Source organism: Streptomyces tirandamycinicus (assembly GCF_003097515.1).
GTDB lineage: Bacteria > Actinomycetota > Actinomycetes > Streptomycetales > Streptomycetaceae > Streptomyces > Streptomyces tirandamycinicus.
Window position 1 is genome coordinate 308,287 of sequence record NZ_CP029188.1, and the last position, 22,845, is coordinate 331,131.

16 protein-coding genes are annotated in these 22,845 nt (G+C 73.4%); 5 read left to right on the forward strand and 11 right to left on the reverse strand.

Features of this window, described 5'->3' with window-relative positions:
• Positions 1-4: 4 nt before the first annotated feature.
• A complete protein-coding gene (locus DDW44_RS01320) occupies positions 5-964 on the forward strand; it encodes an SDR family oxidoreductase (protein WP_108905272.1) in 960 nt (319 codons plus the stop codon).
• A gap of 298 nt (positions 965-1,262) precedes the next feature.
• Here DDW44_RS01320 and DDW44_RS01330 read toward each other — a convergent pair whose 3' ends face one another.
• The 6 genes from DDW44_RS01330 to DDW44_RS01355 all read right to left on the reverse strand — a co-directional run bounded on the left by DDW44_RS01330 (position 1,263) and on the right by DDW44_RS01355 (position 9,984).
• Complete coding sequence (locus DDW44_RS01330; protein WP_108905273.1) at positions 1,263-2,006, reverse strand: DUF2470 domain-containing protein; 744 nt, start codon at positions 2,004-2,006, stop codon at positions 1,263-1,265.
• Between the two features lie 199 nt (positions 2,007-2,205).
• Positions 2,206-5,121: a DUF5682 family protein gene (locus DDW44_RS01335; protein ID WP_108905274.1), complete on the reverse strand. Its 2,916-nt coding sequence runs from the start codon at positions 5,119-5,121 to the stop codon at positions 2,206-2,208.
• Positions 5,118-6,230 carry an ATP-binding protein gene (locus DDW44_RS01340; protein WP_108905275.1) on the reverse strand — a complete coding sequence of 371 codons (1,113 nt, stop codon included), beginning with the start codon at positions 6,228-6,230 and terminating at the stop codon, positions 5,118-5,120. The genes DDW44_RS01335 and DDW44_RS01340 overlap by 4 nt, the downstream gene beginning before the upstream one ends.
• A gap of 231 nt (positions 6,231-6,461) precedes the next feature.
• Positions 6,462-8,126 carry a VWA domain-containing protein gene (locus tag DDW44_RS01345; protein ID WP_108905276.1) on the reverse strand — a complete coding sequence of 555 codons (1,665 nt, stop codon included), beginning with the start codon at positions 8,124-8,126 and terminating at the stop codon, positions 6,462-6,464.
• The gene (locus tag DDW44_RS01350; RefSeq protein ID WP_208647923.1) at positions 8,123-9,514 is read right to left on the reverse strand and encodes a hypothetical protein; all 1,392 of its coding nucleotides are present in this window, start codon (positions 9,512-9,514) and stop codon (positions 8,123-8,125) included. The genes DDW44_RS01345 and DDW44_RS01350 overlap by 4 nt, the downstream gene beginning before the upstream one ends.
• Positions 9,514-9,984, reverse strand: a complete 471-nt coding sequence (locus DDW44_RS01355; RefSeq protein WP_108908698.1) for a hypothetical protein — start codon at positions 9,982-9,984, stop codon at positions 9,514-9,516. The genes DDW44_RS01350 and DDW44_RS01355 overlap by 1 nt, the downstream gene beginning before the upstream one ends.
• 604 nt (positions 9,985-10,588) lie before the next feature.
• On the opposite strand from DDW44_RS01355, the gene DDW44_RS01365 reads away from it, so the two are divergent.
• Positions 10,589-12,058 carry an aldehyde dehydrogenase family protein gene (locus tag DDW44_RS01365; protein ID WP_108905279.1) on the forward strand — a complete coding sequence of 490 codons (1,470 nt, stop codon included), beginning with the start codon at positions 10,589-10,591 and terminating at the stop codon, positions 12,056-12,058.
• A gap of 194 nt (positions 12,059-12,252) precedes the next feature.
• The gene (locus tag DDW44_RS01370) at positions 12,253-13,833 is read left to right on the forward strand and encodes a GMC family oxidoreductase (protein WP_017949014.1); all 1,581 of its coding nucleotides are present in this window, start codon (positions 12,253-12,255) and stop codon (positions 13,831-13,833) included.
• Positions 13,834-13,949: 116 nt separating this feature from the next.
• Here DDW44_RS01370 and DDW44_RS01375 read toward each other — a convergent pair whose 3' ends face one another.
• The 5 genes from DDW44_RS01375 to DDW44_RS01390 form a co-directional block, all read right to left on the reverse strand.
• Complete coding sequence (locus DDW44_RS01375) at positions 13,950-16,169, reverse strand: NADP-dependent isocitrate dehydrogenase (RefSeq protein ID WP_108905280.1); 2,220 nt, start codon at positions 16,167-16,169, stop codon at positions 13,950-13,952.
• 121 nt (positions 16,170-16,290) lie between these two features.
• A complete protein-coding gene (locus DDW44_RS33445; protein WP_425275613.1) occupies positions 16,291-17,343 on the reverse strand; it encodes an ATP-binding SpoIIE family protein phosphatase in 1,053 nt (350 codons plus the stop codon).
• On the reverse strand, positions 17,319-18,212 hold the full coding sequence (locus DDW44_RS33450; RefSeq protein WP_425275614.1) for a hypothetical protein: 894 nt from the start codon (positions 18,210-18,212) through the stop codon (positions 17,319-17,321). Before DDW44_RS33450 ends, DDW44_RS33445 begins: the two co-directional genes overlap by 25 nt.
• Positions 18,213-18,686: 474 nt before the next feature.
• Positions 18,687-19,664: an SAM-dependent methyltransferase gene (locus DDW44_RS01385; protein ID WP_017949017.1), complete on the reverse strand. Its 978-nt coding sequence runs from the start codon at positions 19,662-19,664 to the stop codon at positions 18,687-18,689.
• A gap of 322 nt (positions 19,665-19,986) precedes the next feature.
• Entirely contained in the window at positions 19,987-20,169 is a 183-nt protein-coding gene (locus DDW44_RS01390) for a hypothetical protein (RefSeq protein WP_017949018.1), read from the reverse strand.
• Between the two features lie 199 nt (positions 20,170-20,368).
• Between DDW44_RS01390 and DDW44_RS01395 the strand changes: the two genes are divergently transcribed.
• Together DDW44_RS01395 and DDW44_RS01400 are read left to right on the forward strand one after the other, a co-directional pair.
• Positions 20,369-21,391, forward strand: coding sequence for a zinc-binding alcohol dehydrogenase family protein (locus DDW44_RS01395; RefSeq protein WP_108905281.1), 1,023 nt, complete (start codon positions 20,369-20,371; stop codon positions 21,389-21,391).
• A 93-nt stretch (positions 21,392-21,484) separates the two neighbouring features.
• Positions 21,485-22,765: an NAD(P)/FAD-dependent oxidoreductase gene (locus DDW44_RS01400; RefSeq protein WP_108905282.1), complete on the forward strand. Its 1,281-nt coding sequence runs from the start codon at positions 21,485-21,487 to the stop codon at positions 22,763-22,765.
• The last annotated feature ends 80 nt before the right edge of the window (positions 22,766-22,845 follow it).

A 22,845-nucleotide genomic window follows, 5' to 3' on the forward strand; every position in this document is an offset into this window, starting at 1 on the left:
TGCCGTGGACAGTTCGGAGCAGAGTGGGAAGAAGCCGGCGGCCGAAGGCACCTGCCTGCTGACGGTCGTCAGCCCGCGCAGGGGCGAGGGCAACAGCCCGACCGGAATCGTCGGCCGGCGGCTGGCCCGGCAACTGCTCGCCGTGGGCCGGGATGTGCGGGTGCTGGCGGAGCCGGGCCAGTGCGGCGGCTGGCCCGACACGGCCGACGTCGTGGCAGGGTCCATCACCCGGCCGCTGGAGTCCGCCCGGGCCTTCGGCGGTGCCGAGGCGGTGTTCCTCGCCGGTGCCCATCCGTCGACGGTCGGGGACGCCCTCGCGCTGGCCCGAAGAGGCGGGGCGCGCAAGGTCGTTCTGCTGTCGTCCCATGGTCCCGAGTTCGAGGAGGCCAATCCCCCGGAGACCTGGTACTGGCTCGCGATCGAGAAGGCGGTGGAGCACTCGGGCATCCCCTGGACGCACATCCGGCCGTCGGCCGTGATGGGCGCCGTCATCGAGGGCAGCTACCCGGCGACCGGGTCGGACTGGCCTGACACCGTCCGCACCGGCGGGGTGGTCCGGGAGGCCTTCCTCGACCAGGGCCACTATCCCTTCATCCACGAGGAGGACCTCGCCGCCGTCGCGGCCGCGGCGCTGGTCGGCGGCGACTACTGCGGGACGGTCGTCGAGGCCGTGGGCCCACCGCTGAGCACCCGTTCACGGATAGCGAGCATCGCCCGCGCGCTCGGCCGCGAGATCGGCACGGTCGATCTGACGGCGGACGAGGGTCGGGCGGTCTGGCGACGCCTTGGCTGGCCGGACGGTGCCGTCGACGTGACGCTGTACGCACTCGAGGAGTACGGGGCCCGCTTCGCCGAACTGCTCCGCTGGACGGCCGACCAGCGGCCGTCCGTGCACGACATCATCGGCCGGCCACCGCTCACCTACGACGACTGGGTCCGCGAGCACATCGACCGGTTTCGCTGACCCCGGCGAGCCGCGCACGGTTCCCCGCGCCGGTCCTCCCCCGTGCCACGCCAACGGCGAGTCCGCACACGAGTCGGAACGTCGACGGGAGCAGGCGCCGCCCCGGACGGGGAACGTCATGAGCGACCCGGCGGCTCCGGCGGGGTGCAGATGGCGGCCGCGCGCGGGGCCGCGCGGATGATCGCGCCGACCAGGTCGGCGCCGGGCTCCCGGCAGGGGTCCTCGCCGGTCCGCCCGGGGCACTCCGCCGCGGCAGGTGCGCCGCGCCGCGCGGGGGGCCGCTCGGGGCGTCCGCCGGTCACGGGCGGCTCGGCAGCCGGCTGGCCCGGCGGCAGGCGCGGGCCGCCGCCAGGAGCGCCCGGACGCGGTCGCCGGCCTGTCCGGCCTCGCCCACGGGGGCGGGGAACCGGAGAAGGACGTCCTCGTGGCTGTGCGCGTGTTCGAGGCGGAGGGTGATCCCCCGCCGGTCCATGGCCAGCGGCCACACCCGGACCACGCCCTGGAGCAGCCGCGGGTCCACCAGCCGGGTGAGCAGGGCCACCACGTCGGCGTGGTCGTCGACGAGATGGGTGAGCATGGCGGCCTCGTGGAGGGCCAGCACATCCGGCCGGGCCAGGGCGAGTTCGTCGAGCCCGACGGTCACCGGCCCCGCGGGGGTCTCCAGGGCGACGTGCGCGGTGACCATCCGGAACGTGGCGGTGCCGTCGTCCTCGTCTTCCGGCGCGGCCCGGACCAGCCATCCGGCGACGGTGACGCGGGACCGCACCCGGTCGCGGACCGCGACCGGCGCGACGTCGGTGAACTTGAGCACGACGGGGAGCGTGCCGCGCGGGGCGACGGCGACCTCGCCGGCCAGCCGGCAGCCGGCGGGCAGCCGCAGCAGCAACCTGCCGTCCTCGCCGACCCGATGCAGACCGCCGCCGACCAGGTCGCAGGTGTGCGCGTCGGTGATCGCCGTGAACGATTCGGCGGCGGCCAGCACGGTGCGCACCCGTTCGGCCGGGCTCGCCTGCCCGTCCGCGCAGACGTCGTCAGCAGTCATTCCACACCCCTCATCTGGTTAGGTAAGGCACGCCTAACCTAGCCCATGGTCCGGTGCGCGCGCATCATGTGCCGGTGCGCGCATCGTGAGTGCCGGTGCGCGCATCGTGTGCCGGTGCCGAGGCCGGACCGCATGTCGACCCGCGGGCCCGGGCCCGCTCCGCTGAGCCGCGGCGGGCCGGACGCACCGGACACCCCGCTCAGGTCGGCGCCGCCAGCGCCGCCAGCGCCGTCGCCGTGCCGGGATGGGCATGGACGAGTGCCACGCCCGGCGGGCCCGGCTGGGTGTCCCACCCGTCGTCCCACCCGTCGTCGCAGCCGAGCAGAGCCGCGACCGCGTCGCAGGTGGCGGGGTGCGCGGTGAGCAGCCGGACCCCGCGGCCCCCGCCCCCCGGCCGGGCGGAACGCACCGCCCCCGGGTCCGGTTCCGCCCGCCACGGCGGCAGCCATGCGTCGAGGTCCGCGAGCCGGGCGGGAAAGGTCCGGCCGGCCTCGCGGACCAGCAGGGGCGCCAGCTCCGCGCCGCCGGCCCGCAGGGTGCCGATCAGGGTCGGCAGCCATGGCAGCAGCACCGGGTCCGGCAGCCGGGCGAAGGCGTTCGACACCGCCTCCACGACGAAGTCGGCCAGGTCGGGCACGGGCTCCAGTGCGTGCAGGAATCCGCTGAGATAGCGCGGATAGGCCGGAACCACCAGGGGGTTGCCGAGCAGTCCGTCGCACCGCGCCCGCAGCTCCGCCCGGGACAGGCCACCGAGCCGGGTCTGCGCCGCCCAGAGCAGTGCGGACTTCGCCGGCTCCCCGGGGTGCGACTGGGCCACGGCCAGCTCCAGTTGCGTACGGTCGCAGCCCAGCGACAGCGCCAGGCCCTCCATGCCGAACAGGAACCCGAGCGTCGCGGCGACCTGGCGGACGGTCGCGTCCTCGTCGGTGAACGCCGTGGGCAGCAGGGTGCAGTAGTGCGCGTACCCCGTCTGGACGAAGGACTCGATCCACGGCGGCAGCACCGGCTCGCTCGTCCGGTAGTACGCCAGCAGCCTGCGCACCCGGCGCAGTACCTCCGGGGCGCCGTCTACGCTGCGCTCGGTGGCCAGCACCTCCAGGGCGCGGGTGCCCAGTTCGTCGGCGAGACGCCGGCTGCGCAGATGGAGGGTGGCGTCCTCGACGGCCTCGAGGACGGCGGCCGTCGTCGCCCGCGGGCCGTACGCGGTGCGCCGCAGGCGCTGCTCGAGGACCTGCTCGATGCTGACGCCCTCGTAGCCGAGCTCGATGAGCGCCCGCTGATGGGTGCCCAGCGCGACATCCCACGACTCCTGGATGGGGCGCTCGCCGAGCCGCCGCTCCCCCATGATCGGGCGGGCGGCTCCCTGCGGCATCAGGTACCGCAGCATCCACAGCACATCGGAGCACTTCTCCAGTTCCGGGCGCGCGGCGATGTCCAGCAACGCCCGCCGCACACCGCGCTGCTGCAGCTTCAGCCCCAGCGGCGCGAGCCGGTCGTGCACATCGCGCGCCAGCGGCGGCAGCGCGTCGTACCCGACCTGACCGGTCCGGTCGCCGCCCATCATGATCTCGACGAGACGGCCGACATCGCGCCGGCCCGGCACGGAGTCCTTCTCGATGCAGGTGACAGCGGCGTCCTGGAAGTCGTACGGGGTGGGTTTGGCCCGGTCCCGCATTCCGGCCAGCAGGATCGAGGTCTCGAACACGGCGATGGCGTCGGCGGTGGAGGCGAGATAGCCGTTGCGGCGTGCCGCCCGTACGATCTCGACCGACCAGCCGAGCAGTTCGGACTCGTCGAGGCGGTCCAGGACGGGCGGCCGCCGCAGGAAGCCCGAGAGCCTGTCGGAGGCGGGCGCCGGCGCGTCGACGGGCGCCGGGCCGGGCCTGGCGGCCTTCGCCCTCTTCCTTGTGCCCGCCTGCCCGGCGAGGCGGAACGGCTCGACGCGGGTACGCCTGAGGTTCTTCGCCCACTCCGTCGCGGCGATGGAGACCGAGCCGGGGGCGAGGCCGAACTGCGCCTCGATCGCGGCATGGCTGGACGGGATGAGCCCGTGCTGCCACGTGGTCGCGGTCCGCGGCCCGATCTCGAAGGTGCGGGCACCGCCCACGCCGAACTCGGCGACGCGACCGGCCGCGTGGAACGCGCCGCAGACGTACAGGCAGTCCGCGGGGTCGGTGCCGGTGGCGGCCAGGTGCTCGCGCATCCGGGTCCACATGTAGCGCTCGCGGTCCTCGTCGACGCGCAGCCGCCGGGGGTCGCCGGGCGCGAGGCGGCGGAACAGGCTGCCGATCAGCAGCATCACCTGCCGGTAGGTGTCGTGGTCGCTGTCGGCGAGCGGCAGTTCCACGTACTGGTGCCACCATTCCGACCAGTGCCGGACCCGGCCGTGGCGCAGCAGATGCTCCTCCAGCTCGGCGAAGCGCGGCCGCAGGTCGCCGATCCCGACGCCGACCGCGTCTCCGTGCAGCGCCGCCTCGTCGTCGGCCGGTGCGGCCGGACCGGCCGGCTGAGCGGGCTCGGAGCGCGCGGAGGTCTTCGAATGTGCGGAGGGCTTCGAGCGCGCGGAGGGCTCGTGAGGTTCGGAGGGGTCGTGAGGTTCGGAGGGGTCGTGAGGTTGGCAGGTTTCCGCGCCGCGTGCTTCCCACTGGAACACGTGGTCGGAGGAGCGGTCGACCAGGACGAGCTCGACACCCGGGGTGTCCAGTGCGTAGGCGATCGCCTGGTACTCCGCCGACGCCTCGGTGATGGGCGCGACCACCGACAGCGGCGACCAGTCGGCCGGGAGTCCGTCGACCTCGGTGGCGAACGCCTGCACCGCTACCGGGAGCCTGCAGTTGCGCAGTTCGGTCAGCAACGGCGCCATGTCCTCGCACAGTTCGAGGTACACCACCTTCGGCTGCTTCTCCCGCAGCCTGCGTGCCATCGCCAGGGCCGAGGCCGGCGAGTGATGGCAGACCGGGAAGATCTCCAGGGGTTCCCGCACCGCTCGGTCCACGTCGTCGACGATGCCGAGCAGGATGCCCTCGAGCGCGTCGGGACCACCGGCGAAGGCCGCCGCGGCTTCCCGCAGTTGGGTACGGAGCCCGGTGAAGGGCCCCTGCTGGGCGGCGGTCATGACAGGGTGGCGATCGCGTCGCGGCCGCCCTCCAGGAACTCCGGCCAGGAGCCGCCCTCTTCCCTGCACCGCGGCTCGACGACGCCGTGCAGATACTTGTTGAGGATGGCGAGGTCCTCCGGCTCGCGCCGCGCCAGCGACCCGACGAGCGAGGAGGCGAGGGTGCGGGCGGTCAGCGTGCGCTCGCCGAAGAAGTTGCCGTGCAGGATCGCGTCCTCCAGCACGCCGATCTGCTCGGCGGTGGACAGCGCGGACTCCAGCTTCTCGTCGTCGCTGCCCGCCGACGCCGCGGAGGCGCGCAGGTCGGCGAAGCTCTGCAGCAGTACGTCCAGCAGCGTCGGCGGCACGTCCAGCTCGATCCGGTGACGGCGGAGCAGCTCCTCGGTGCGGAAGCGGACGATCTCCGCCTCGCTCTTCTTGTTCGTCACCACGGGGATGCGCACGAAGTTGAAGCGGCGCTTGAGCGCCGAGGAGAGGTCGTTGACGCCCCGGTCACGGCTGTTGGCGGTGGCGATGACCGAGAAGCCCGGCTTGGCGAAGACGATGTTGTCGCTGTCCAGTTCCGGGACGGAGATGTACTTCTCCGAGAGAACGGAGATCAGGGCGTCCTGGACGTCGCTGGTGGAGCGGGTGAGCTCCTCGAATCGGCCGATGGCACCGGTCTCCATCGCGGTCATGATCGGCGAGGGGATCATCGACTCGCGGGACTGGCCCTTGGCGATCACCATGGACACGTTCCACGAGTACTTGATGTGGTCCTCGGTCGTGCCGGCCGTGCCCTGCACCACCAGGGTGGAGTTGCGGCAGACGGCGGCGGACAGCAGCTCGGCGAGCCAGCTCTTCCCGGTGCCGGGGTCGCCTATGAGCAGCAGTCCGCGGTCGGAGGCCAGGGTGACGATGGCCCGCTCGACGAAGCTGCGGTCGCCGAACCACTTCTGGGATACCTCCCGGTCGAGACCGTCGGAGCGCTCGGCACCCAGGACGAACAGCCGGACCATCTTCGGGGAGAGCCGCCAGGAGAAGGGCTTGGGGTTGTCGTCGATCGACTCCAGCCAGTCCAGCTCCTCGGCGTACTTGATCTCGGCGGGGGCGCGCAACAGGTCGGACATGTCAGGGCCTTTCTGCGTGTGTGGGCGTGAGAAGGGGTCGGCTCGGGATCGGGCGTACGCGGGACGCGCCGGCGCGGGAACGGGTGGACGACGGCCGGTGTGGAGGCGTCGTCCTCGCCGGGTACGGGACGGGAGGCCCACCACGGCTCGGCGCGCGGCGGTGATGGCACGGCCGCTCGGCGGGGTGGCGTGGCCGGCGCCGTACGACCGCGGGGAACCGCGGAACGGACGTCAGGCGAGGAACAACTTGAGCTCGTGGACCAGCTTGCGTATGTGGCCGGATATCACCGGTGTGCCGAGGTCCTTGAAGCGCTCCCGGAACCAGGGATTGACACTCCCCCGGCCGGCGCTGGTCACCGAACCGACCGGGATGAACTTCGCCCCGGAGCGATGGACGGCGGCCATGGACTCGAAGAGCTGCTCGGTCCGCCACTCGTAGAAGTCGGAGATCCACACCACCACGGTGCTGCGCGGCTCGGCGATCTTCGGCTGGGCGAGCGCCATGGCGACCGTGCCGTCGGTGCCGCCGCCGAGGTTGGTACGCAGCAGCGTCTCGAAGGGGTCGTGCACCCAGGGCGTGAGATCGACGGCCTGGGTGTCGTAGGCGATCAGGTGGACGTCGACCTTCGGCAGCCCGGCGAAGATCGAGGCGAGGATGGTGCAGTTGACCATCGAGTCGACCATGGAGCCGGACTGGTCGACGACCACGACGAGCCGCTGCGGTGTCGTCTTGCGGACGGTGTGCCGGTAGTGGAGGCGATCGACGTACAACCGCTCCTCCTCCGGGCTCCAGTTGGTGAGGTTCTTCCAGATGGTCCGATCCAGGTCCAGGTTCCGGAAGACGCGCTTCGGCGGCACGGAGCGGTCCAGGGCGCCGGCCGTGGCCTTCTCCACCTGGGTCCGCAGCACCTCGGCGACCTCGTCGACGAAACGGCGGATCAGGGCCTTGGCGTTGGCGAGCGCGACTCCGGACAGGTTGCCCTTGTCCCGGAGCAGTTGCTCGATCAGCGACATGCTCGGGGTGAGCCGTGCGGCGAGCCGCGGATCGGCGAGGACCTCCCGCAGATGCATCCGCCGCACGAGGTCCGCCTCGATCGCGCCGAGTTCGGGGCCGATCGCCGGAATCAGCGTGCCGAGATCGGGTACCACACCCCGGCCGCAGCCCGTGGGTCCGGCGCCGTGGCCCGTCCCGCCTCCGGACCGGCCACCGCGCAGCTCACCCGGCCCGCAGCCGAGGGCGCGCTCGAGCCACCCCGCGTCGGACTGCCAGCGCGAGAGCTGTCCGGCGGTGACGGTGCCGGATCCGGACGAGAAGACGTTGAGCAGCACCTTCGACACCAGTGCGGCACGGCGCACTTCGGCGGCGCGGTCACGTCCGGCGGCTCCGCCCGCGCCGGGAGCCTCCGCCCCGGGCGCGGACCCCGCTCGGGGCGCGGGAACCCGCTCGGGTGCCGGCCCTCCGCGGGGAGCGCATCCCGCCTCGGGTCCGGGCTCCGCTTTCGGTCCCGAACCCGCGCCGAGTCCGGAGACCGCTTCAGGTCCCGGGGCCGCTTCCGGTCCCGGAGCCGCCTCGGGTCCGCAGACCGCTTCCGGCAGGGCATCGGGCCCGGGGCCGGGCCCGTCGCCTGCCCGGGGCACCATCAGGCCGTCGAACTCCGCGGCCAGCTCCGGATGGCGCTGGACGACGGAGTCGACGGACACCCGGGGGTCCAGCAGCGCGGGCGGCAGGCCGATGTCCTCGAGCACGGCGAGGCTCGCCGATTCCAGCGCCGCCTGCTCCTCGCGGTCGAAGAGGCGGGCGAGGAGGCGCCAGTACAGGACCTGACGGCGATTGTCGTGGGAGTCGGCCCCCGGGTGCGGGGCCGACTGCTCCGGTCCGGTCGTCTGCTCGGTCATGTGCGCAACAGCCTCCCCGCTCGCTCCCGCAGCACCCTCACGGCGTCGGTGGCGGCCTTCTCCGCCCTGGCGCCGGCCTTGTCGGCGGTGCCGCCCGCCCATCCCCCGCCGTGCACGGCCACGGTCTTCCTGCGCACGGTCGTTTCGACGGCGAGCGGCTGCACGGTGAACGCCCCCGCGTCCCATCGCAGCAGTCCTATGCACGCGCTCGACTCCCTGACGGCCTGCGGCGTCAGCGGCCCAGCGGCCGGAGCGCGGTCGGTTTCGACGGTCACGGGGTGTCCGGCCGCCTCGAACCGCAGTGTCCCGCCCTCCTCTCGTACGGTGTAGCCCTCCAGGAAGACCGGCTCGGCGATGCGCGCGGGATGGCGGTCCAGCGGCGCGGCAGCCGGAACCTCCGCCGCCGCCAGGGCGACGCGAGCGGTGGCGAACGCGTCGGCGGGCCCGCCCGGGCGTGCCTGCTCGTCGTTCCAGATCAGGTCGCCCTCGGCGGTGACCGGCATACCGGACAGGTCCATCGAACGGCCTTCGCTGACGGCCGCCAGCAGGGCCATGTGCGGACGGAGCAGCTGCCAGACGCCGGCCTCCACGACCGTGTCCGGCTTGGGCGCCGAGACGGCGGCGCGGACCAATCGGGGCGCTGTGCCGTCAGCGGGCTCGAACACCGCGTGGACCTGGGCCTGCGCGGCCGTCGCGTGCTCGTGCACGTCGACGCCGAGCGGCAGCAGCCGGCCGGTGGCGGTGGCGGACACGGGCACCTCGATCGCACCGGGCAGTGTCAGGAGCATCGCCCGCGACCAGAGGTCGGCCCAGCGGCGCACCGGGATCCGTTCGGTCGCGGCGCCGGGGCAGGAGGCGGCGAGCTCGGCGGCGAATCCGTCCAGGAGCGTCGCCGGCCGGCGCAGCGCCGGGTCGGGAAGCATCGCGGAGACCACCTGGGCCGCCCCGGAGACCAGTTCGTGGTCGATGCCCTGCCAGCCGGCGCGCGCCAGGTCCGAGAGCCAGGAGCGGGCGGCGGCCGGCAGGTTCGCCGTCCGGCGGTCCGCGGGCACCGCCGGTGCCGTCTGCTCGCCGCGGGTACGGCCGGTCGCCTCGTCGATCCGGGCCACCAGGGCGTCGTGGACGGAGCCGAGCAGTGCCGTACGGGCGGCGGCCAGTGCGATGAAGTCGTCCTCGCCCGCGGCTCCGGCCTCGGTTCTCCCGGCCGCCTCGGCGGCCCGGGAGGCCAGCGGCGTGCCCGCCACGGCTTCGGCGAGTTCGGTCAGCCCCGCGGTCTGGACGGGCCGGGGCCGGAGCAGACCGCCGACGAGAGCGCGGTCGAAGGCGTCGACCGCGGCCAGGGCCTCGTCGAGCCCGTCGACGGGGTCGCTGAGCAGGGCGGCGCGCATCACGCCACCGTCCGGGCCGTCGGGAACCACTGCATTTCGGGCAACGGTGTGGTGGACGGGGCGAGTTCGAGGTAGGCGAGATGGCGCAGGAACCGGCTGAAGACGGTGGCCGCGGTCCTCGTCTCCGCCGGGGCGGGGCGGGCGCCGGTCATCACCGCGGTGACACCGGCCGCCGTCGGCTCCCCGTCCCCCGTCTCGACGCGCAGAGAACGGGCGACACGCTCGGCGCCGTACTGCAGCACCGCCTCGCCGACCAGGGCCCGGATGTGGTTGCAGAACGAGCCTCGCGCACCGCCGCAGGGCCGGTTGTTGTTGGTGCTGCAGGCGAACGCGTACGTACCGGCCTCGACCGAGGACACATAGACCCGCTCGATGTCCGAGCCGCTCGACACCACGCCCTGCAGGCGTCCGTCGGCCAGCTCGACGAACGGGACCTTGGCGAGCTTTCGCGGCCGCGCGGGCGCCACCACGCGCACCGTGCTCCGCTTCTCCCAGTCCTCGCGGCTCTCGCGGCTCTCGCGGCTCTCGCGTTTCTCGCGGTTCTCCCAGTCGGACAACGCACATCTCCTTTGCGCAGCACGGGATATCCCTGCCGGAAGAGTGGGACCGGCGGGACACGACAGAACCTAGCGGCGCGCACTGACAACGCCGATCTTGAGCCGGGGCCGGGCGGCAGCCGATCCGCAGGCCGGACCGGCGCGGGGCAGCGCAGGACAGCGCAGGACAGCGCAGGACAGGGCACGCGGATACGGCGGACCGCGGCATCGCCAGGCGAGGAGGAACGAACCGGCGGAACCGGCGGATTCGGCGGATGCGGCGGATGCGGCGGATACGGCCGAACCAGCGGGACCGGAACCGGCGGGCCGGTCGGGCGGTCTAGGCGATCGGGCGCGCGATTCCCGCGCTGCGTGCACGGCCGAGCACTCCGTGTGATGCGCTCCGGGCCGCCGGCGCCGCTCGCGGTGCAGAGCGGGCCCGGGCTCTCTAGCCTCGAATCAGAGGAGGCGTGAGGAACCGCACGACTCGCACAGCACTCCGGTACACGCGCCCGTCCTCACCCGGAGGTGGCCCCAGATGCCCGAGCTCTTCATCGGCGGCAAGTGGACCGCCGCGGCCGGCGGGCGGAAGCGGGAGATCCGCTGCCCCGCCGACGGATCACTGGTGGCGTCCGTCGACGAGGCGGGGCCCGAGGACGCCGCCGCCGCCGTCGCCGCCGCCCGCGACGCCTACGACAGCGGGCCCTGGCCCCGTACCCCGGCCGCCGAACGAGGTGAGCTGCTGCTGCGCACCGCCGCCCTGCTCGAGCGCGACAAGGCGGAGTTCGCCCGCGCCGAGTCGCTGGACACGGGCAAGCGGCTGGTGGAGAGCGCGTACGACATGGACGACATCGCCGAGTGCTTCCGCTGGTTCGGCCGTCTCGTCGCGGCCGGCGGTCACGACCGCGTCGTCGACACCGGCCGGCCGGACGTCGACAGCCGCGTGGTCCACGAGCCCGTCGGGGTCTGCTCGCTGATCACCCCGTGGAACTACCCGCTGCTGCAGACCGCCTGGAAGGTCGCTCCGGCCCTCGGCGCGGGCAACACGTTCGTGCTCAAGCCGAGTGAACTCACCCCGCACACCGCGGTGATGCTGATGCGGGCGCTCACCGAGGCCGGGCTGCCCGGCGGCGCCGCCAACCTGGTGCTGGGTGCGGGCGCCGTCGTCGGTGCCCCGCTCACCGAGGACCCCAGGGTCGACATGGTGTCGTTCACCGGCGGCCTGGTCACCGGTCGGCGGATCATGGCCGCCGCCGCGCCGACGGTGAAGAAGGTGGCGCTGGAACTGGGCGGCAAGAACCCGAACGTGGTGTTCTCGGACGCCGCGTTCGAGGCGGCGGTGGACTACGCGGCGACCGCCGTCTTCCTGCACTCGGGACAGGTATGCTCGGCCGGGGCGCGGCTGCTGGTGCAGGAGGAACTGCACGACGCCTTCGTGGCGGAGATCGTCTCACTGGCGGAGTCCATCAGACTGGGCGGGCCCTTCGACGAGAACGCCCGCGCCGGCCCGCTGATCTCCGCGGAGCACCTGGCGAAGATCGAGGCGTACGTCGAGGCCGGCCTGGCCGAGGGCGCGGTCCTGCGCTGCGGCGGCTCCCGGCCGGACGACCCGGGACTCGCCAACGGGTTCTACTACCGGCCGACGGTGCTGGACGAGTGCACCCCGGACATGACGGTGGTGCGCGAGGAGTCGTTCGGGCCGGTGCTGACCGTGGAGCGGTTCCGTGACGAGGAGGAGGCGGTGGCCCTCGCCAACGACACGGTCTACGGTCTCGCGGGTGCCGTCTGGACGCAGGATCCGGCGCGGGCCCACCGGGTGGCCGCGCGGATGCGGGCCGGCACCGTGTGGATCAACGACTTCCATCCGTATGTCCCGCAGGCGGAGTGGGGCGGGATGAAGCAGTCCGGATTCGGCCGTGAACTCGGCCTGGCCGGCCTGGCCGAGTACCGCGAGAGCAAGCACATCTGGCGCAATCTCGCTCCGGACCCGCAGAGGTGGTTCGCATGACGGCGGACGGGCAGGGCCGCGCCCGGAGGGCCCGCGTGGCGACGGTGCGTCCGGCGCCAGACGACGGGCGTGCTCGCCGAGGGCGCGTCCGAGTCCGCGCCGACCGGTTGTCCGGCGGCTGCCCGACGAGCCCGGAGGGGCGGCCGCTCGCGTCCGGCCGTGCCCCGGCCGCTCCCTGACGACCTGGAGATGCCATGGCCTCACCCACGTCAGCGCCGGAGTTCGACCATGTGGTCGTGGGCGGCGGCACGGCCGGCGCCGTCGTCGCCGCGCGGCTCAGCGAGGACCCCGATGTCAGCGTGTGCCTACTGGAGGCCGGTCCCTCCGACGTGGGGGACGACAGCGTCCTGGTGCTGGAGCGCTGGATGGCCCTGCTGGAGTCGGGCTACGACTGGGACTACCCCGTCGAACCGCAGGTGAACGGCAACAGTTTCCTCCGCCATGCCCGGGCGAGGGTCCTCGGCGGCTGTTCGTCGCACAACTCCTGTATCGCGTTCTGGGCGCCCGCGGAGGATCTGGACGAGTGGGCCGCGGCGGGGTGCACCGGCTGGAGCGCCGCGGACTGCTTCCCGCTCTACCGGCGGCTGGAGGACAACGACGCGCCCGGCGACCACCACGGCCGTTCGGGTCCGGTGCGGTTGCGGACGGTCCCCCCGAGGGACCCGTGCGGGCGGGCGCTGCTGGAGGCCTGCGCCGAGGCGGGCATCCCGACGACCCCGTTCAACGCCGGCACGACGGTGGTGCGGGGCGCCAACTGGTTCCAGATCAACGCCCGTCCGGACGGCACCCGCGCGTCCGCTTCGGTGTCGTACCTGCACCCGGTGCTCGGCAAGCGGCCGAACCTGGAGGTACGGACCGGAGTACGGGCGCGGCGGCTGCTGTTCTCCGCCGACGGCCGGTGCACGGGCGTCGAGTACCTGGAACCGGACACCGTCCACACGTCGGCGGTGACCGCCCGCGGTGAGGTGATCGTGGCGTGCGGGGCCATCGACTCGCCCAAGCTGCTGATGCTGTCGGGCATCGGCCCGGGCGGGCATCTGCGGGACGTCGGGGTCGACGTCCGGGTGGACGCCCCCGGTGTGGGCTCCCACCTGCAGGACCACCCGGAGGGAGTGATCATGTGGGAGGCGAAGCAGCCCATGGTCACCACCTCGACCCAGTGGTGGGAGATCGGCATCTTCGCGGACACCGTGCCGGGCCTGGACCGGCCGGACCTGATGTTCCACTACGGCTCCGTGCCCTTCGACCTCAACACCTACCGGCAGGGCTATCCGACGGCCGACAACGCCTTCACGCTGACGCCGAACGTGACCCAGGCCCGCTCGCGGGGGACGGTCCGGCTGCGCAGCCGGGACTTCCGTGACAAGCCGATGGTCGACCCCCGGTACTTCACGCACGAGCACGACGTGCGCGTGATGACCCACGGGCTGCGGCTGGCACGCGACATCGTCTCCCGGACCCCGATGACCGACTGGGCCGGGGCGGAGCTCGCCCCCGGGCCCGGGACCACGAGCGACGACGAGCTGTTCGCGTATGTGCGCGACACCCACAACACCGTCTACCACCCGGCGGGAACGGTGCGCATGGGGGCCGACGACGACCCGGAGTCCCCGCTCGACGCACGGCTGCGGGTCAAGGGCGTACGGGGCTTGCGGGTGGCCGACGCCTCGGTGATGCCGCTGCTCACGACGGTCAATCCGTGCATCACCACGATGATGATCGGCGAGAAGTGCGCCGACATGGTCAAGGCGGACGCGGACGCAAGGAGCGGCTGAGCGGGCCGCGCCGGGGCGAGGGGGCGGGGCGGACGGAGTGCCGGGGCGCCCCGCGTTCGGACTCGGGGGCGGAGTGCCGGGTCGTCCCCGTTCGGGGACGACCCGGCTCCCATGGGTCAGCCGAGGGTGGCGAGGGCCTGGTTGAGGGTCTGCGACGGGCGCATGACCGCCGAGGCCTTGGCCGCGTCCGGCTGGTAGTAGCCGCCGATGTCGGCCGGCGAGCCCTGCACGGCGATCAGTTCGTCGACGATGGTCGCCTCCTGCTCGGTCAGCGTCTTGGCGAGCCCGGCGAACGCTTCCGCCAGCTGGGCGTCGTCGGTCTGCCTCGCGAGCTCCTGGGCCCAGTACAGCGCCAGGTAGAAGTGGCTGCCGCGGTTGTCGATGCCGCCGAGGCGGCGGCTCGGCGACTTGTTCTCGTTGAGGAAGGTGCCGGTGGCCCGGTCGAGCGTGTCGGCCAGGATCCGGGCGCGGGCGTTGCCCGTGGTGGTGGCGAGGTGCTCGAAGCTGACCGCGAGCGCCAGGAACTCGCCGAGGCTGTCCCAGCGGAGGTAGTTCTCCTTGAGGAGCTGCTGGACGTGCTTCGGCGCGGAGCCGCCGGCGCCGGTCTCGAACAGCCCGCCGCCGTTCATCAGCGGGACGACCGAGAGCATCTTGGCGCTGGTGCCGAGCTCCAGGATCGGGAACAGGTCGGTCAGGTAGTCGCGCAGCACGTTGCCGGTGACCGAGATGGTGTTCTCGCCGCGGCGGATGCGCTCCAGGGAGAAGCGGATCGCGTCGACCGGGGCCATGATCTCGATTCGCAGGCCCTGGGTGTCGTGCTCGGCCAGGTACCGCCGGACCTTCTCGATCAGCCGGGCGTCGTGCGCGCGGCCCTCGTCGAGCCAGAAGACGGCCGGGTCGCCGGTGGCGCGGGCGCGGGTGACGGCCAGCTTGACCCAGTCCTTGATCGGCGCGTCCTTGGTCTGGCACATGCGGAAGATGTCGCCGGCGCTGACCGTCTGCTCGATCACGGCGTTGCCGTCGGCGTCGACGACGCGGACGGTGCCGGTGGCCGGGATCTCGAACGTCTTGTCGTGGCTGCCGTACTCCTCGGCCTTCTGGGCCATGAGTCCGACGTTGGGGACGGAGCCCATGGTCGACGGGTCGAAGGCGCCGTTGGCGCGGCAGTCGTCGATGACGACCTGGTAGATGCCCGCGTAGCTGCTGTCCGGGATGACGGCGAGGGTGTCCGCCTCCTGGCCGTCCGGGCCCCACATGTGGCCGGAGGTGCGGATCATCGCCGGCATTGAGGCGTCGACGATGACGTCGCTCGGCACGTGCAGGTTGGTGATGCCGCGGTCGGAGTCGACCATCGCCAGGGCGGGGCCCTCGGCGAGCTCGGCCTCGAAGGACGCCTTCACGGCGTCGCCCTGGGGAAGCGACTCCAGGCCCTTCAGGATGCCGCCGAGGCCGTCGTTCGGGGTCAGGCCGGCGGCGGCGAGGGTCTCACCGTGCTCGGCGAAGGTCTTCGGGAAGAAGGCGCGTACCACGTGGCCGAAGATGATCGGGTCGGAGACCTTCATCATCGTGGCCTTGAGGTGGACCGAGAACAGCACGCCCTCGGCCTTGGCACGGGCGACCTGCTCGCCGAGGAACTCGCGCAGGACGGCCACCCGCATCACCGACGCGTCCACGACCTCGCCGGCGAGCACCGGGACCGACTCGCGCAGCACGGTGGTGCTGCCGTCGTCACCGGCGAGCTCGATGCGGAGGGTGCCGTCCTCGGCGACGACGGTGGACTTCTCGGTCGAGCGGAAGTCGTCGCCCGTCATGTGCGCGACGTTGGTCTTGGACTCGGGGGTCCAGGCACCCATGCGGTGCGGGTGCGCCTTGGCGTAGTTCTTCACCGAGGCGGGCGCGCGGCGGTCGGAGTTGCCCTCGCGCAGCACGGGGTTGACGGCGCTGCCCTTGACCTTGTCGTAGCGGGCGCGGATGTCGCGCTCCTCGTCGGTCTTCGGGTCGTCCGGGTACGCCGGCAGCGCGTAGCCCTGCTCCTGGAGCTCGGCGACCGCCGCCTTCAGCTGCGGGATGGACGCCGAGATGTTGGGCAGCTTGATGATGTTGGCGCCGGGGGTCTTGGCCAGTTCGCCGAGTTCGGCGAGGGCGTCGTCGATGCGCTGGCCCTCCTCCAGGTACTCGGGGAACTGGGAGATGATCCGTCCCGCCAGCGAGATGTCCCGGGTCTCCACGGCGACTCCGGCCGTCGAGGCGTACGCCTGGATCACCGGCAGGAACGAGTACGTCGCCAGGGCCGGGGCCTCGTCAGTGTGTGTGTAGATGATGGTCGAGTCACTCACCGGGTGCTCCGCTCTCCACGTCTGCAACATTGCTCGACATCAAGATATCTCGGTGCGGCTCCCCTCTCGACAGTGGCCTGCCCCACAGGCGGCGCGAAACCGCCGCCCCGCGTTCTCGCGGTCAGCGGCCGGGGCCGCCGAGGGGCAGGAGTTGCTCGGACCAGACCGTCTTGCCCTCCCTGGTGTAGCGGCTGCCCCAGCGGCGGGAGAGCTGGGCGACGAGGTAGAGGCCGCGGCCGCCCTCCTCCGACGCCCGGGCCCGACGCATCCTGGGCTGGGTGTTGCTCGGATCGGAGACCTCGCACGTCAGGGTGTCCGTACGGATGAGCCTGAGGCGCACGGGACCGCCCGCGTAGCGGATGGCGTTGGTGACGAGCTCGCTGGCGATCAGCTCGGTGGTGAAGCCCAGTTCGTCGAGGTCCCACCGGCTCAGCTGCTCCAGGACGAGATGGCGCGCGCCCGCGACGACGACGGGGTCGGCGTCGAGCAGCCAGGTGGCGGTGGAGTCCGCGGGGACCTCTCGGGTACGGGCCAGCAGCAGCGTGACGTCGTCCCTCAGCCGGCCGGGCGGGAGGTCGGCCACGATGTCGTGGCGGGCGTGGCGCAGCGGCCGCTCCAGCACCTCCGCGCGCATCAGCCGGTCCGCCAGGTTCCGCATGCCCTCGTCGATGTCGCCGTCCCCGCGTTCGATCAGGCCGTCGGTGTAGAGGGCCAGGACGCTGCCCGGCGCCAGGTCGAGGTCGGTGGCCTCGAAGGGCCAGCCGCCGACGCCGAGCGGTGGGCCGGGGCTCAGCCCGGCCCAGTCCACGGTGCCGTCCGGCGCGACGACCGCCGGCGGCGGATGCCCGGCGCTCGCCATGACGCACTGCCGGGTCACCGGGTCGTAGACGGCGTACAGGCAGGTCGCGCCGACCGGTCCGCCGGGGAGGGGGATGCCCGCGTCGCCGTCGCCCGGCTCCTCGCTCTCGGCCTCGGCCGCCACCTGCAAAACCAGGTCGTCCAGGTGTGCCAGCAGTTCCTCGGGCGCCAGGTCGAGATCGGCCAGCGCCCGTACGGCGCTGCGCAGCCGCCCCATCATGGCCGTGGCGTACAGGCCGTGACCGGCCACGTCCCCGACGACCAGGGCGACCCGGGCCGAGGACAGCGGAATCACGTCGAACCAGTCACCGCCCACGCCGCTTCCGGCGTCGGCCGGCAGATAGGCGCCCGCGGCCTCCAGCGCGGGCCGCCGAGGTCGGCGGGCAGCCCGGTGTAGGGAAGCAGATGCGTGTTGGTCCGCAGCAGCCGCAGGCCGGCGTCGAAGAGGGCCAGCCCCACCCGGCCCTGCAGGAACAGCTCCCGGGTGAGGGCGCGGTCCTGCCGCCACCGCACGAGCGCGTCGGCCGGCGCCCCGACGACCAGGAAGCGCGTCGGGCCGTCACCGCGACCCTGGTCGAGGGGAAGCACCCCGAAGCCCACGTCGAGATCGTGTCCGGAACCGTGGCGGAGCGTCGCCCGGCCCTTCCTGCCCGCCGCCGGGCCTGGGACGCCTGTCTTCCCGCGTCCACCTGCTGAGGCTGCCCTCTTCCCGCGTCCGCCGGCCGGGGCTGCCCTCCTCCCGCCGGCCGGGTCGGGGGACGCGCCGGATGTACCGGACTTACCGGATGCACCGGACGCGCCGGGCCTCTCGTCGGGCTTCTCGTCCGGCCTCTCGCCGCACGTCTCGTCCGGTGTCCCGTCCGGCGTCTCGCCGGGCCCTTCGTCCGGTACGTCCGGTACGCGCGCACCACCGCCCCGCGCGATCAGGGCCGCCAAGCCGTCCGCGTCCGCCAGCAACTCCCGTACGGGCCTGCCGCAGACGTCCGAGGACCGCCGACCGAGCAGCGCCTCGGCGGCAGGGGTCAGGGCCACGACGGTGCCGGCGGCGTCCAGCAGCAGCGCGGCGGTATCGGCGACGGCGAAGGGGAAGTCGTCGCGGTCGGCCCCGGTGGCACCCGCCCGGGAGCCGTCCGCCCGCCGCGCCCGCCGTCCTCCCGGGTTCCCCGGGCCGGCGGGGGGCCACATGCCCGGGAGCGGCGCCGGTGTCACCGCGCCGCCCGCTGCCGGGAGCGTCCGGCGGGCCCCCGCTCGGCGCCGGACGGGTCCGCGTCCGTCGGCCGCGAGGCCGCCCGCGGCGGATCGCGCGGCACACCGGCGCACCCGGCCGCCGTCGAGGGCCGGCCGGGCGGCCTGCTCATCGGCTCGTGAACGTCCACGCGACCGCCTCACCCCGGGGAGCGGGGGCACGGCGCGGACCGGGAACCGCCGGACGGTCCCCGCACGAGCCCCGCAGGCCCACCCCGGTGCAGCCTTTCGGGTGCGCTTTCTCAGGAATCACCCTGTCCAAGGCGCCGAAAGCGGCAAACGAGGCGGCGAACGAGGGCAAGGGCGCCGGACGCGGGCCGCGGCGGACGCGGACGCCGGCGCGGATGGGAACGAGGGCGCGGGCGGTGCCCGGGCGACGGGGCCGGGCCGCGCGACGGCCCGGCCCCGGGGCCTTCAGGCCTTCTGGAAGACCATCCGCAGTGCGGTGTAGCGGCGCTCGCGCAGGAACTTCAGCGCGGTGCGCTGCTCCCTGATGATGTCGGCGACCGCGTCCTCGCCGATGAGTTCCGCGCCTCTCGCCCGGTTGGCCTGCGCCCGCTCCAGCCAGGTCGCCACGGTCTTCACACCGTCGTCGGGGTCGCTGCGCACCTCCGGAATCCGGAACAGGCCGCGGGCCGCCTCGGTGAGCTCGCTCCGGGTCGGGAGGAACACCTCGGGGAAGACCTTGCGGGAGGCGTGCATGCCCTCGCGGATGTTGTCGAAGCCGTCCCTGACGTCCTGCAGGGCCGTGCGCACCCGCGCGCGCCCGTGCACGTCGCGCCCGGCGGGCCGGCGCGGCGGGAGTACCAGGGACGTGAACCATCCGCCGCTGTTCCAGGCGTTGGCCTGGAGGGAGATGCGTCCGCCGGGCCGCAGCCAGGTGTGGCAGCGCTCGAAGAACGTGCGGTAGCTGGCGACCCGCTTGCGCCGCAGCATCGTGGTGCCCGCGAAGTGCTCGATCGCCTCGATCGCGATGATGGCGTCGTACGGGGCGTCCGGCTCGTGGTCGAACCAGTTCTCGGCCAGGATCTCGCAGTTGGGCCAGCCCTTCTGCCGGATCCAAGCCGCCTGGCCCGGGCTCATCGTGAGCCCGACCGCGTGGCCCACGCCGTGGTTCTCCACCAGGCGCTGCATCAGGCTGCCCCAGCCGCAGCCGACGTCGAGGACCCGGGCGGCGCCCGTCGCCCGCGCGGCCTCGGCGTGATGGTCCAGCTTGCGGATCTGCGCCGATTCGAGCGTGTCGCCGTCCTCCCACATGGCGTAGGAGTAGACGAGTTCGGGGCCGAGGGTCAGCCGGTAGAACTCGCCCAGGAAGTCGTACTGATGAACGATCGCCTCGGATGACGTGCCCTTGTACGCGGACGTCCTTCTCGACCCGGTCAACGCGATCACCTGCCTGTCGATTCGGTGCGGGGTTCCGACGGCCGCGGGCGGGCCGGATCGGGAACGGCGGCAGCCGTTCGGTGGAGGTGTGCACGCAAGACGGCTTCCGGACGCGGCGGTTGCCGCCGGAGGACGTGTTCTGCCCGGCCGCCGGCCCGCCGGCGCCCCGGCCCCTATATGGCGGAACGCACCTTTCGATCACATTAACCGTGTGCCGTCGAACCGGCACGCTGAGCAAGCGGAGTCACGGGCGCCCGCCGCCGCCCGGCGCCCGGACGCAGCGGCGGGCGGCCCGGCGGCAAAGCCGGACCACCCGCCGTCACAAGGCCGTCTACGGCAGCCGGCTGCCGGTGGGCGCGCCTTCCACGGTCCGTGGCTTCGTCCTGAGCACGTCCCCCGCGCCCCCGCGGGCGCGGCGGCGCCCGGTCATCTCCGGCGCGACGTCCATGATTTCCCTGTCGAGCTCTTCCTCGGCCTTGGGAACGGGCTTCCCGTGCTGCCTGGCTCGCTTCATGGCGACCTCCTTCACTGCGTGAGGCTTATGCGCCGTTGGCTACCCGGTCGCGGCGCCGCCATACGTGTGCGTCACCGGCGAGGGGGACCCCCACTAGGAATAAACCACAGAACCGCCGGCGTGGCCCACCGGAGGTCGTCACCCGTCCGGCGCATCAGGTTCGCCGATACGATGGACCAGGAGTTGCGGCAGGAGAGCGATGACGGCACTCCCGAGTTCCGGAACGACCCGTGCCTGGGTGGTCGAGCGGCCCGCGCCGATCGCCTCGGGGCCGCTGCGCCCGGTCGAGCGGGAGATCGCCGAACCCGGCCCGTACGAGCTGCTGCTGGGCGTGCGCGCCTGCGGGGTCTGCCGGACGGATCTGCATCTCGCGGAGGGCGATCTGCCGCCCCGCCGACCGGGCTGCACCCCGGGGCACGAGATCGTCGGCGAGGTGCTGACGGCGGGAGCGTACGCCGGCGGGTTCACGGCCGGCGAACGGGTGGGGGCGGCCTGGCTGGCCGGTACCTGCGGGCGGTGCCGCTGGTGCCGGGCGGGGCGCGAGAACCTCTGCCCCGCGTCGCGCTACACCGGCTGGGACATCCACGGGGGCTTCGCCGGGCACACCGTCGTGGACTCGCGGTACGTGTACCGCCTGCCGGAGGGCCTGCCGGACGAGGACGCCGCCCCGCTGCTGTGCGCCGGGATCATCGGCTACCGGGCCCTGGAGCGCGCCGAACTGCCGCGGGGCGGGCGCCTCGGCCTCTACGGCTTCGGCGCCTCCGCGCATCTGACCGCCCAGCTCGCCGTCGCCCGGGGCGCCGAGGTCCACGTCGTCACCCGCTCGCCCGCGGCGCGGCGGCTGGCGCTGGATCTGGGCGCCGCGTCCGCCGGGCCGGACGCCCCTCCGTGCCCCCTGGACTCGGCCATCCTGTTCGCCCCCGCCGGAAGCCTGGTACCGAAGGCGCTCGAGGCCCTGGACCGGGGCGGGACGCTGGCGATCGCCGGCATCCATCTGACCGGCGTGCCGCCGCTCGACTACGGGCGGCACCTGTTCCAGGAGCGCACGATGCGCAGCGTGGCGGCCAACACCCGTGAGGACGGCCGCGCCTACCTCGCCGAGGCGGCGCGACTGCGGCCCGCCGTACGGGCCGTGCGGTACTCCCTGGGGCGGGCGGACCGGGCCCTGGCCGATCTGGCGGCCGGGAGCGTCACCGGTGTGGCCGTGCTCGTACCGCCGTGAGCCCGGACGACCGCGGGCCCGCGACGCCGGACTCATTTGCCGAACCGGCAAGAAGCATTGCTTGTTCGGCCTGCCGGGGCGCAGGGTGGCGACATGACCGGGATGAACGTGCTGAACAAGACGAACAAGACGAACAAGCCGAACGAGTCGACCGGGCAAAACGAACCCAACGAACCCAACGACCAGAACGAACCCAACGAACCCAACGAACCGAACGAGCTCAGCGAGAAGAACCGGGTGGACCGGATGAACCGGATGAAGGAGTTCGACGAAAGAGGCGGCGGGGGCGAGAGAGCCGCCCGGGCCGATGGGGACCTGGCCGAACTGGACGTCGTGGTGGTGGGCGGCGGCGCCGCCGGACTGTCCGCCGCGCTCACCCTGGCCCGGGCCAGGAGGACCGTGCTGGTGATCGACTCCGGTGAGCCGCGCAACGCCCCCGCGTCCGGGGTCCACGGCCTGCTGGGCCGGGAGGGGGTACCGCCCGCAGAGCTGGTGCGGACGGGGCGGGAGGAGGTCGGCCGGTACGGCGGGCTGATCGTGCCGGACACGGTGACGGGCACCCGCCGGGACGGCGACCGCATCGTCGTGGAGACCGCGGGCGGACGCAGCCACCGGGCACGGCACCTGCTGGTGGCCTCCGGTCTCGTCGACGAGCTGCCCGCGGTTCCCGGCCTGCGCGAACGCTGGGGCCGCGATGTGCTGCACTGCCCGTACTGCCACGGCTGGGAGGTGCGGGACGAACCGGTCGGGGTGCTCGCGAGCGGCCCCAGGGCGGTGCACCAGGCGCTGCTGCTCCGGCAGTGGACGCCCGACGTGACCCTGTTCCTCCACACCGCGGACGATCCGGACGAGGAGCAGTGGGAGCAGCTCGCGGCGCGAGGCGTCGCCGTGGTCGACGGTGAGGTGACCGGTCTCGTGATCGAGGACGACCGGCTGTGCGGGGTGCGGCTGGCGTCGGGCCGGCGGGTGCCGCTGAAGGCGCTGGCCCTGACCCCGCGGTTCCTGGCACGTGGGGAGGTGCTGTCCGGGCTCGGCGTGACGGCCGTCGAACACCCCATGGGCGTGGGCCGGTACGTGGAGGCCGACGCGCGGGGAGCGACGGGAGTCCGGGGAGTGTGGGTGGCGGGCAATGTCGCCGACCTCATGGCGAGTGTCGCCGTGGCCGCTGCGTCCGGCACCCAGGCGGCCATGGCGATCAACGCGGAGCTCATGGCCGCGGACACCGCGGCGGCGGTGTCCGCGCGCCGCTCGGCGGCCCGCGCCCCCCGGGTGTTCGCACCGGCCGCGGAGTCGGCGGTCGGCGAGCGGGTCCTCGGGGAACGCCGTCACGGCTTCGAGTCGCTGCTCGGCGGTGACCGGGGCGGGGCCGGGTGAGACGTTCCGGCGGCCGCGGAGAAGCCCCCACACACCACGCCCCGACGGGCCGGGAACGCGTCGGGGCCCGGCCCCTTGCC